10 protein-coding genes are annotated in these 11,957 nt (G+C 41.5%); 9 read left to right on the forward strand and 1 reads right to left on the reverse strand.

Annotation, left to right across the window (positions count from 1 at the left end; genetic code table 11):
* The first annotated feature begins 70 nt into the window (after positions 1–70).
* Positions 71–1,807, forward strand: a complete 1,737-nt coding sequence (locus K5Q34_RS00410) for an ABC transporter ATP-binding protein (protein ID WP_221864332.1) — start codon at positions 71–73, stop codon at positions 1,805–1,807.
* Positions 1,808–1,815: 8 nt separating this feature from the next.
* Positions 1,816–3,585, forward strand: a complete 1,770-nt coding sequence (locus K5Q34_RS00415; RefSeq protein WP_221864333.1) for an ABC transporter ATP-binding protein — start codon at positions 1,816–1,818, stop codon at positions 3,583–3,585.
* 53 nt (positions 3,586–3,638) lie between these two features.
* Here the strand turns inward: K5Q34_RS00415 and K5Q34_RS00420 are convergent, their stop codons facing one another.
* Positions 3,639–4,562 carry a polysaccharide deacetylase family protein gene (locus K5Q34_RS00420; RefSeq protein WP_221864334.1) on the reverse strand — a complete coding sequence of 308 codons (924 nt, stop codon included), beginning with the start codon at positions 4,560–4,562 and terminating at the stop codon, positions 3,639–3,641.
* A 110-nt stretch (positions 4,563–4,672) separates the two neighbouring features.
* Here K5Q34_RS00420 and K5Q34_RS00425 point away from each other — a divergent pair, with 110 nt between their 5' ends.
* The 7 genes from K5Q34_RS00425 to K5Q34_RS00455 all read left to right on the forward strand — a co-directional run bounded on the left by K5Q34_RS00425 (position 4,673) and on the right by K5Q34_RS00455 (position 11,782).
* A complete protein-coding gene (locus tag K5Q34_RS00425; protein ID WP_002940676.1) occupies positions 4,673–5,959 on the forward strand; it encodes a homoserine dehydrogenase in 1,287 nt (428 codons plus the stop codon).
* Positions 5,960–5,962: 3 nt separating this feature from the next.
* Positions 5,963–6,823, forward strand: coding sequence for a homoserine kinase (thrB, locus tag K5Q34_RS00430; protein ID WP_002938588.1), 861 nt, complete (start codon positions 5,963–5,965; stop codon positions 6,821–6,823).
* A 234-nt stretch (positions 6,824–7,057) separates the two neighbouring features.
* On the forward strand, positions 7,058–7,966 hold the full coding sequence (gene murB / locus K5Q34_RS00435; protein ID WP_029171811.1) for a UDP-N-acetylmuramate dehydrogenase: 909 nt from the start codon (positions 7,058–7,060) through the stop codon (positions 7,964–7,966).
* Positions 7,967–8,003: 37 nt separating this feature from the next.
* Positions 8,004–9,158 (forward strand): ABC transporter ATP-binding protein, encoded by a 1,155-nt coding sequence (locus K5Q34_RS00440; protein WP_024384228.1) that lies wholly within the window; start codon positions 8,004–8,006, stop codon positions 9,156–9,158.
* Entirely contained in the window at positions 9,142–9,942 is an 801-nt protein-coding gene (locus K5Q34_RS00445; protein WP_002938659.1) for an ABC transporter permease, read from the forward strand. The genes K5Q34_RS00440 and K5Q34_RS00445 overlap by 17 nt, the downstream gene beginning before the upstream one ends.
* Positions 9,942–10,712, forward strand: coding sequence for an ABC transporter permease (locus tag K5Q34_RS00450; protein ID WP_024384229.1), 771 nt, complete (start codon positions 9,942–9,944; stop codon positions 10,710–10,712). The genes K5Q34_RS00445 and K5Q34_RS00450 overlap by 1 nt, the downstream gene beginning before the upstream one ends.
* Positions 10,712–11,782 carry an ABC transporter substrate-binding protein gene (locus K5Q34_RS00455; protein WP_011922335.1) on the forward strand — a complete coding sequence of 357 codons (1,071 nt, stop codon included), beginning with the start codon at positions 10,712–10,714 and terminating at the stop codon, positions 11,780–11,782. The genes K5Q34_RS00450 and K5Q34_RS00455 overlap by 1 nt, the downstream gene beginning before the upstream one ends.
* Positions 11,783–11,957: the final 175 nt, after the last annotated feature.

Raw genomic sequence — 11,957 nt, forward strand, 5'->3', positions numbered from 1 at the left:
CACCGTTTGGTGGCTTTTAACTTTACAGAAGGGGTTATACCCCTTTTTAACATATAGAAAGGGAGATAAGATGAATCTGATTTGGACCTACTTAAAAAAATATCCTAAGTGGATTGCCTTAGACTTGTTGGGGGCCTTCTTATTTGTAGTGGTAAACTTGGGCTTGCCGACTTTTTTGGCTAGGATGATTGACCAAGGAATTACAAAGAACGATGTTAGTCAGCTCTATTTCTGGGCGGGAATGATGGGCTTGATCGTCTTGCTTGGAATTGTTGGACGAATAACGCTTGCCTATGCGGCTGGACAGTTGACGACCAATATCGTAAAAGATATTCGAAATGATTTGTACGAGAAAATTCAGGACTATTCTCATCACGAGTATGAGCAGATTGGTGTTTCTTCTCTGGTTGCTCGTATGACCAATGATGCTTTTGTCTTGATGCAGTTTGCGGAGATGGTATTGAAGCTGGGAATTATCACTCCCTTGATGATGATTGCTTCTGTTATCATGACCTTGGTAACCAGTCCAAGTCTGGCTTGGACAGTCGCAGTAGCCATGCCGTTTCTTGTTATCGTTATTTTCTATGTAGCAACCAAAACCCGCCCTCTATCAGAAACACAGCAAAAACGCTTGGATACCATCAACCAGTATGTTCGTGAAAATCTCATGGGCTTACGTGTCATTCGTGCCTTTACTCGTGAGGAGTTTCAAGAGGAGCGCTTTGAGTCGGTCAATGAGGAATATACCGATATTTCCAAAAAACTCTTTAATCTGACTGGTCTGACAGAACCTCTCTTTGTCCAGATTATCATTGCTATGATTGTGGCCATTGTCTGGTTCGCTTTGGAGCCCTTGAAAACAGCTAGTCTGCAAATCGGTGATTTGGTAGCCTTTATCGAATATAGTTTCCACGCGCTTTTCTCATTCTTGCTCTTTGCTAACTTGTTTAACATGTATCCACGTATGTCCGTATCGAGCCAACGGATTCAGGAAGTCTTGGACATGCCCATTTCCATTTCTAAGAATGAAGAAGGTATTACTGAAACAGACACTCGTGGTTATTTGGAATTTGAAAATGTAACTTTTGCCTATCCTGGTGAAACGGAATCGCCTGTTCTCCACAATATTTCATTTAAGGCTAAGCCTGGGGAAACCATTGCCTTTATTGGTTCAACAGGTTCTGGTAAGTCTTCCTTGGTCAACTTGATTCCACGTTTCTATGATGTGACACTTGGTCGTATCTTGGTGGACGGTGTGGATGTCAGACGCTACAATCTAAAGGCACTCCGCAGCAAGATTGGTTTTATTCCGCAGAAAGCTCTGCTATTTACCGGAACTATCGCGGAAAACTTAAAGTACGGTAAGATGGATGCTAGTCTTGCTGAACTTCATGATGCGACGGATGTGGCTCAGGCTAAGGAGTTTATCGAGAGTAAGGAAGAGAAGTTTGACACCCATCTAGCAGAAGGCGGAAGCAACCTGTCAGGCGGGCAAAAGCAACGTTTGTCCATTGCGCGTGCCATTGTCAAACAGCCTGATATTTATATCTTTGATGATTCTTTCTCAGCCTTGGATTATAAGACGGATGCGATTTTGAGGAGTCGTCTGAAGGAAGTGACGGAAAATGCGACGGTGCTGATTGTTGCTCAACGTGTCGGAACCATTATGGATGCTGACCAGATTATCGTGCTGAACGAAGGTGAAATCGTTGGTCGTGGCACCCACAATGAATTGATGGAAAGCAATGAGATTTACCGAGAAATTGCCAACTCTCAACTTAACCGTCAATCGTTAACAGAAGAATAGGAGGAATTATGAAGAATAGATCAGTATTTACCCGTGTTTGGGACTATTTGCGTCGTTACAAATCTTCTGTATTTTTAGCTGTTTTTCTAAAGACCATCAGTGCAGTTATGAATGCCTTGGAGCCCTTTGTACTGGGGCTTATCATTACAGAATTGACCAAGAATCTGTTAGACATGGCAAATGGAGTAGAAGGAGCGCAGATTAACTATTCCTACATTGCCATCATGCTTGCGCTCTATGCACTTCGTGCCCTTATGTATGAAATCGGCGCCTATGGTTCTACCTATTTCATGACTAAGGCGGTACAGGGAGCAACCAAGGAACTGCGGCAGGATTTGAGTCACAAGATTAACAAAATTCCTGTTTCTTATTTTGACAAGCACCAGTATGGTGATTTGCTAGGTCGTTTTACAAGCGATGTGGAGACTGTGTCGAATGCTCTGCAACAAAGTTTTCTCCAGCTAGTCAATGCCGTTCTGACTCTCTCTCTAGCCATTTTCATGTGTTTCTGGTTGGATGTATCCCTAGCACTTGTAGTCGTAACCTTGGTTCCAGTGACTTATTTTGGTTCCAAGTTTGTCATGGGAAAATCCCAGCCTTATTTCAAGCAACAGGCTGATGCCCTAGGTCGATTGAACGGTTTTGTCCAAGAAAATCTGACAGGTTTTAACGTTCTCAAACTCTACGGCCGTGAAGAAATTTCTACAGAAGAATTTCGCCAGATTACCGCAGATTTGCAGGAAGTTGGTTTCAAGGCTAGTTTTATGTCTGGTTTGCTCATGCCCCTGGTACACGGCTTATCGAACATTGCCTATGTAGTCGTGGCCTTACTTGCTGGTCTGAAAGTTCTTACAGGTACATTGACAGTTGGTAATATGCAGGCCTTCGTCCAATACGTCTGGCAGATTTCTCAGCCAGTACAAACCTTGACCCAGTTGGCACCCCAGTTGCAGTCTGCTAAATCTTCCCTTGAACGCATCTTTTCAGTCTTAGATGAGCTTGACGAAGAAGACGCCAATGCGCTAGAGTTGACAGCTAGTCTGACCGGACAAGTTAGCTTTGAACAGGTTGAATTCGGCTATTCAGAAGACAAGCCGCTTATCCGTAATTTTAATCTTGATGTTAAGCCAGGTGAAATGGTGGCTATCGTTGGACCAACAGGGGCTGGTAAGACAACCCTCATCAACCTTCTCATGCGTTTCTATGATGTCACATCCGGTGCTATCAAGGTGGATGGTCAGGATATTAGAAAGATTTCTCGTCAATCCTACCGTAGTCAATTTGGTATGGTCTTGCAAGATGCTTGGCTCTATGAAGGGACCATCAAGGAAAACCTGCGTTTTGGACGTCTGGATGCGACGGATGAGGAAATTGTGGAGGCTGCCAAAGCAGCTAACGTTGACCACTTTATCCGTACCCTGCCTGGCGGTTATAATATGGAAATGAACCAGGAATCCAGCAATATTTCCCAAGGTCAGAAACAGCTTTTGACCATTGCACGTGCCTTGTTGGCGGATCCTGCCATTCTGATTCTTGACGAAGCGACTTCTTCAGTTGATACCCGTTTGGAACTCTTGATTCAAAAGGCCATGAAACGGTTGATGAAAGGGCGGACAAGTTTCGTCATCGCCCACCGTTTATCTACCATTCAGGAAGCTGATAAGATTTTGGTCTTGAAAGATGGACAGATTATCGAACAAGGTAACCATGAAAGTCTTTTGGCAGATAAAGGTTTCTATTATAATCTTTATCAAAGTCAGTTTAGTGAATCCAAATAAAAAACGAACTCCCTTGTGACAGGGAGTTTTTTTCATATATATATTTGCAAAAATTAATAGGAAATTTCGGATAATAGCCCCTCAGCGGTAGTGGTTGGGAGGATGCGAACACGATTGAGAGTCAGTAATCCGTCACTAGCAGAAGCCAAGCCGTTGTTAGTAGTCACACCAAGTTTGTAGCCAGCTTGTTCTGTCAATGCCACGGTATCTGCTGAGTATCGTCCACCAGGGTAGGCGATAGCGATGGTTTCCTGATTTAATTGGCTGTCAAGATAGGCTTTAGAGGAAGTAAGTTCATTTGTTTGATCCTCGATAGAACTATACTCTAAATCAGGATGGTTGACGGTATGCCCTTGGAAGGAGAGCCCTGCGGTCTGCATTTCCTTGATTTGATCAAGAGTAAGGTGCCCTGCTTGTCCATATTCAGTAAACCCTGTAATGACATTGTTGGTCGCCTTCATTTGATATTGCTTAAGCAATGGGTAGGCATAACTATAAAAATCCCAGAGGCTATCGTCAAAGGTTAGCCAGACAACCTTTTTGCCAGCAGGAAGGACATTTTCTGTCAATACCTTATAAGCCTCTTCAGGTGATAAAGTATAGTAACCTGCATCTTGCAATGCTTTTAGATGACTTTCGAAAGTCGTTGGATCTACGATAAGATTCGCATTAGCTTCTTCCTCGGGAGCCATTACGTGAATGGCATGATACATGAGGATTGGAAGTTTGATAGGTTCAGTTTGCTGTTCCCAAATGATTTCTGTTTTTACTTCACTACTTTCTGAAGTCATAACACTCGAACTGGCTGTTGTCTCTACCGTTGAAGCTTTGGAATCACTTTGCTGCTTAGATGGCTGTTTTAGAAAGATTAGAAAAATAGATAGTAGAGTCACTACTAACAATGCGATAACAAGTAGCATTGGCACAAGTTGTTTCTTTTGTGTGCGGCTTCGACGGGCTCTTCTTGAATGTTTCATTATCTTATCTCCATAATCATATATTAAAATTAAAACAATTATATCAAATTTTTTGCCAAATAGTCAGAATATTTGTTATAATGGGAGAAATACATTTTAAAGGAGAGCACATGGTAGTTAAGATAGGATTATTAGGATTTGGAACCGTTGCGAGTGGTGTGCCATTTTTATTAGAAGAAAACCAGGAAAAAATAGAGAAAGCCGCGCATGATAGTATTGAAGTTGCGAAGGTTTTGGTCAAGGATGAAGCAGAAAAAGACCGTCTCTTGGCTGCAGGTCATGACTATCATTTTGTAACAAATATTGATGACATTTTGGCTGACGAAGACATCGCCATTGTAGTTGAGCTAATGGGACGTATTGAGCCAGCAAAAACATTTATTACACGTGCCTTGGAAGCAGGCAAGCATATTGTAACAGCCAATAAGGATTTACTTGCTGTTCATGGTAGCGAATTGCGTGCCTTGGCTGAAGAGAAAGGTCTTGCGCTTTATTATGAAGCTGCAGTTGCAGGTGGTATTCCAATCTTGCGTACCTTGGTCAACTCTTTGGCTGCTGATAAGGTGACTCGTATCCTCGGTGTATTGAATGGTACTTCAAACTTCATGTTGACTAAGATGGTTGATGAAGGCTGGACTTACGAAAAAGCTCTTCAAACAGCCCAGGAACTTGGCTATGCAGAATCTGACCCAACAAATGACGTTGAGGGGATTGATGCGGCTTACAAGGCTGTTATCCTCAGTCAATTTGCTTTCGGGATGACAGTTGATTTTGAACACGTAGCACACAAGGGTATTTCAAATATCACGCCAGAAGATGTAGCAGTGGCACAAGAATTGGGCTATGTCATCAAACTTGTAGGTGATATTCAAGAAACTACCTCTGGTATTGCTGCCGAAGTATCTCCAACCTTCCTACCGAAAAATCATCCACTTGCAAGCGTGAATGGTGTGATGAATGCTGTATTTGTCGAATCTATCGGCATCGGCCAGTCTATGTACTATGGACCAGGCGCTGGGCAAAAACCGACTGCAACAAGTGTTATGGCTGACATTATTCGTATCGTTCGTCGCTTGAAAGACAATACTATCGGCAAAGCTTTTAACGAATATAGCCGCCCACTTCAATTGGCAGCCCCAAGCGATGTGAAGAGCGAATATTATTTCTCAATTGATGCGCCTGATAAAAATGGAAAAATGCTTCGTTTAGCAGAAATCTTCAATTCTGAAGAAATTTCCTTCAAGCAAATTCTGCAACAAGCTGCAGATGGAGAAACAGCCCGCCTAGTGATTGTGACCCATGAAATGAGTAAGACTCAGTTGGAAAATGTAACAGACAAATTGAGCAAAGAAACAGACTTTACTGTCTTAAATACCTTTAAAGTACTGGGAGAATAAGCAATGAAAATTATTATTCCAGCAACTTCAGCTAATATCGGTCCAGGATTTGATTCAGTAGGTGTTGCCCTTTCGAAATATCTAACGATTGAAGTGTTTGAAGAGACTGATGAATGGGTGATTGAGCACAATCTTGAACATGTTCCATCAGACAAGAACAATCTTTTGATCAAGACAGCTTTAAAGATTGAAAAAGGATTGCAGCCGCATCGTATCAGAATGATTAGCGATATTCCCTTGGCACGTGGTTTGGGTTCATCCAGTTCCGTTATCGTAGCTGGTATCGAATTGGCTAATCAATTAGCAGGTTTGAATATGACAGCGGATGAAAAATTGCTCAAAGCTACAGAAATTGAAGGACATCCTGATAATGTAGCACCAGCAATTTTCGGTAATTTAGTCATCTCTAGCTATGTTAATAAGAAAGTACAGGCAGTTGTAACAGAATTCCCAGAAGCAAGTTTTGTTGCCTTTATTCCAAACTACCCACTGCGTACGGTTGAAAGCCGAGGTGTACTACCTTCTCAGATGGGGTACAAGAAAGCAGTGGCTGCTAGTGCCATTGCAAACGTTGCTGTTGCCAGTTTGATGGCAGGTGATCTGGAAAAAGCTGGTAAAGCAATTCAGTCAGACATGTTCCATGAACCGTTCCGTCAGCTACTTGTTAAGGAGTTTTGTCCAATCAAGCAAACTGCACAGGAGTTGGGAGCCTATGCAACCTACTTATCAGGTGCCGGTCCAACAGTGATGGTATTAGCGCCCAAAGATAGGGAGGACGCTATTGTTCTTGCATTAGAGGAACTAAATCTAGACGGCACTGTCCACCGCCTTCAAGTTGATACCAAAGGGATTGCTATTGTATAGATAGTGAGAAGCTATCATTTGCAAAACTAAAAATGTTTATTTTATTGGAGTTCACCATCGCAACTATATGCGGTAGGAAGGGAACTCCTTTTTTTGTGCATTCCATTCTCCATTTCAAAATATTGGTGCAAATTAATTTGGCTTGTGAAAGTATTTTTGTTGAATTTTATTCGTTTTCTCCTGTAATTTTTGGTATAATAAATCCTGTATATCTTAAATTGAAATGAGAAGGTTATGAAAGATAAAATTAGGCTTGAATTAGAAGGCATCGATATTCGATTCGATGAGCCTTTAAAAGAATATACCTATACAAAAGTAGGAGGAGCTGTTGATTATCTAGCTTTTCCGCGGAATCGTTACGAGATTGTTCGTATAGTAGAATTTGCTAAACGCGAAGGTATTCCATGGCAAGTGTTAGGAAATTCAAGTAATATCATTGTCCGAGATGGCGGTATTCGTGGTTTTGTTATCCGTATGGATAAACTTAACTCCGTTACTGTATCAGGATACACCATTGAAGCAGAAGCAGGTGCCAATCTGATTGAAACGACAAAAGTCGCACTTTTCCATTCTTTATCAGGATTTGAATTTGCTTGTGGTATTCCGGGAAGCGTTGGTGGTGCTGTCTATATGAATGCAGGTGCTTATGGAGGTGAAGTAGCACACATTCTAGTTTCAGCGCAGATTTTGACTCCAGCAGGTTATGTCGAAACATTGGACAATCGTGAGTTACGATTTGGCTACCGTTCTTCTATCTTGCAGGAAAACGGTGCGATTGTTTTGTCTGCAAAATTTGCCCTCAAGCCAGGAAATCATACGGTTATTCAACAAGAAATGGCTCGTTTGACACATTTACGCGAGCTCAAGCAACCTTTGGAATATCCATCTTGTGGTTCAGTCTTTAAACGTCCACTTGGTCACTTCGCAGGACAGTTGATTATGGATGCAGGTTTAAAAGGTTATCGAATCGGTGGAGTCGAAGTTTCTGAAAAACACGCTGGCTTTATGGTCAATGTTGCTGATGGAACGGCATTGGACTATGAACATTTGATTGCCCATGTGATTGAAGTCGTTGAAAAATCTTCAGGAATTACTCTGGAGAGAGAGGTGCGTATTATCGGCGATCCTGCTGATACACTCTAGCCATCAGGCTCTTACAAAAAGAAGGAATTTATGAGAATTGAAAAAGCCAATTATTGAATTTAAGAACGTTTCAAAAGTATTTGAAGACAGTGGAACAACTGTATTAAAGGATATTAGTTTTGAATTGGAAGAGGGGAAATTTTATACCCTTTTAGGAGCTTCTGGTTCAGGTAAATCAACGATTTTGAACATTATTGCTGGTTTATTGGATGCGAGTTCAGGTGATATTTATCTGGACGGTCAACGGATTAATGATGTTCCGACTAATAAACGGGATGTCCATACGGTTTTCCAGTCCTATGCCCTTTTCCCACATATGACTGTCTTTGAAAATGTGGCTTTTCCTCTTAAATTACGAAAGGTTGACAAGGCTGAAATCGAACGCCGTGTGACAGAAGCCTTACAAATGGTCCGACTTTCTGGTTATGAAAATCGTTCCATTCAGAAATTGTCTGGTGGTCAACGCCAGCGGGTTGCTATTGCACGTGCGATTATCAACCAGCCTCGCGTCGTCTTGCTAGATGAACCACTTTCTGCCCTGGACTTGAAACTAAGAACAGAAATGCAGTATGAACTGCGTGAATTACAACAACGTCTAGGAATTACCTTCGTCTTCGTTACCCATGACCAAGAAGAAGCTCTGGCCATGAGTGACTGGATTTTTGTCATGAATGAAGGTGAGATTGTCCAGTCTGGGACGCCAGTGGACATTTACGACGAGCCAATCAACCATTTTGTTGCTACCTTCATCGGTGAATCCAATATCCTTCCAGGCCGCATGATAGAAGACTACTTGGTTGAGTTTAACGGCAAACGCTTTGAAGCTGTCGATGGCGGTATGCGACCAAACGAAGAAGTTGAAGTTGTTATCCGTCCAGAAGATTTGCAGATTACCTTACCTGAAGAAGGCAAATTGCAGGTAAAAGTGGATACTCAGCTCTTCCGTGGTGTTCACTATGAAATCATCGCCTATGACGACCTTGGTAATGAGTGGATGATTCACTCAACTCGTAAGGCCATTGTCGGAGAAGTGATTGGTCTAGATTTTGAGCCAGAAGATATTCATATCATGCGTCTCAATGAAACAGAGGAAGAATTCGATGCTCGTATCGAAGAATATGTGGAAGTGGAAGAAGTAGAAGATGGCTTGATTAACGCCATTGAGGAGGAACGCAATGAAGAAAACCTCTAGGCTTTTTGCAATTCCCTATGCCCTATGGGTCTTTCTCTTTGTACTCGCTCCAGTTGCCTTGATTATCTTCAAATCTTTCTTTGATATTCATGGCAATTTCACTTTGGCCAACTACCAGACCTATTTTAACTCGCCAAATATGACCTATCTGCGAATGAGTTTCAACTCTATTTTTTACGCAGGTATTATTACTCTGGTCACACTTTTGGTTTCCTACCCAACAGCCTATTTCTTGACCAAACTCAAGCATAGACAGCTCTGGCTCATGTTGATTATCTTGCCAACCTGGGTCAATCTTTTGCTGAAAGCCTATGCCTTTATCGGTATTTTTGGACAACACGGCTCTATCAACCAGTTCCTAGAATTTATTGGTCTAGGAGCTCAGCAAATTCTTTTCACGGATTTCTCCTTTATTGCTGTTGCAGCCTATATCGAGATTCCGTTTATGATTTTGCCGATCTTTAACGCCTTGGATGATTTGGATAAAAACCTAATCAATGCCAGTCGTGATTTGGGAGCAACTCCTTGGCAGACCTTCACAAAAGTTATTTTTCCTCTTTCCATGAACGGCGTTCGTTCAGGTGTTCAAGCGGTTTTTATTCCGAGTTTGAGCCTCTTCATGTTGACCCGTTTGATTGGCGGTAACCGAGTCATTACACTGGGAACAGCCATCGAACAACATTTCCTCACAACACAAAACTGGGGAATGGGTTCAACCATTGGTGTGGTCTTGATTTTGGCCATGCTCTTGATTATGTGGATGACGAAAGAGAGGAAGAAATAATGAAGAAATTTGCAAATATTTACTTAACAGTTGCCTTTCTCCTTCTCTACTTGCCCATTTTCTATCTCATTTTTTATGCCTTTAATGAAGGCGGGGATATGAATGGCTTTACAGGCTTTACCTTGGAGCATTTTTCTTCCATGCTCAGTGATAGCCGTCTCATGCTCATCTTAGCTCAAACCTTCCTATTAGCTTTTTTGAGTTCTTTGATTGCGACACTTATCGGAACTTTCGGCGCCATCTATATCTATCAGGCAAAACCTCGTTTTCAAAATGCCTTGCTGTCTGTCAATAATATCTTGATGGTAGCACCGGACGTCATGATTGGGGCGAGTTTCTTAATTCTCTTTACCATGATTGGTTTCCAGCTTGGCTTTGTCTCAGTATTGCTCAGTCATATTGCCTTTTCTATTCCAATCGTAGTATTGATGGTCTTGCCACGGCTGAAAGAGATGAACGCGGATATGATTTCAGCAGCTTATGATTTGGGGGCAACTCAACCACAAATGCTGAAAGAAATCATGTTGCCATACCTAACACCAGCCATCATTGCAGGCTACTTCATGGCCTTTACCTATTCCTTGGATGACTTTGCCGTGACCTTCTTTGTAACAGGGAATGGCTACTCAAACCTTTCGGTTGAAATCTACTCGCGGGCTCGTCAAGGGATTTCTCTAGAAATCAATGCCTTGTCAACCCTAGTTTTCCTTTTCTCTATCTTATTGGTAGTGGGTTATTATTTCATCTCGCGTGAAAAGGAGGCCAACTAATGAAACGATTGTATTCATTTTTTGTAGGAATTATAGCTATTGTCCTAGTTTTATGGGGAATTAGTTATAAGTTAGAAGCTGATTCAACCCAGGGGACAACTGATAAACTTGTCATCTATAACTGGGGCGATTATATTGACCCAGAATTACTCGCAGAATTCACTGCTGAAACAGGTATTCAGGTAGATTATCAGACCTTTGACTCCAACGAATCCATGTACACAAAGATTAAGCAGGGTGGAACAACCTACGATTTGACAATCCCATCTGAGTACATGATTTCTAAGATGACAGAAGAAAATATGTTAATCAAGCTAGATAAATCTAAGATTGAAGGGATAGAAAATATCGATCCACGATTTATGGGACTTAGCTTTGACAAGAATAATGATTATTCTATTCCATATTTCTGGGGAACCTTAGGTATTGTTTACAATGAAACCATGGTAGAAAATCCTCCTCAGGAATGGGAAGACTTGTGGTCAGAGGAGTACCGTGACAATATCATGTTAATTGATGGTGTGCGTGAAGTCATGGGCTTTGGTCTACAATCACTGGGCTATAGTCTCAATTCCAACAATCCTACCGAGATTGAAAAGGCAGCCGAACATCTTTATAATTTAACTCCAAATGTCAAAGCAATTGTTGCTGATGAGATAAAAGGTTATATGATACAAGATGCGGCAGCAATTGCTGTTTCGTTCTCAGGTGAGGCGAGTGAAATGTTAGATGGAAATGAAAATCTGCGCTATGTTGTACCATCAAAAGGTTCTAACCTTTGGTTCGATAACATGGTCATTCCAAAAACAGCAAAAAATATTGATGGAGCTTACGCCTTCATGAGTTTTATGCTTCGTCCTGAAAATGCGCTTCGCAATGCAGAATATGTTGGCTATTCAACACCAATTCCTGCAGCCAAGGCTATGCTGGATGAGGAGACTCAGAACGACGAATCCTTCTATCCTTCAGAAGAAACGATGAAGAAGATGGAAGTTTATGATAATCTTGGACCAGAGATGCTTGGAATGTATAATGACCTCTATCTCCAATTCAAGATGTATCGGAAATAGTCTGAATATCCATATCTAGTTTTCAAGTCAGAATAGTACGAGCAACCGCAAATAGTGGTTGCTTTTTACTGTTCATTTAATACATTCAGTATCACAGATTCCAGTTATAAATATTAACTATACCTAGTTATAGTTTGAAGAAATAACTGAATTTTCAGAATATACTTGCAATACC

This window comes from Streptococcus sp. 2018110, assembly GCF_019754115.1.
GTDB lineage: Bacteria > Bacillota > Bacilli > Lactobacillales > Streptococcaceae > Streptococcus > Streptococcus hashimotonensis.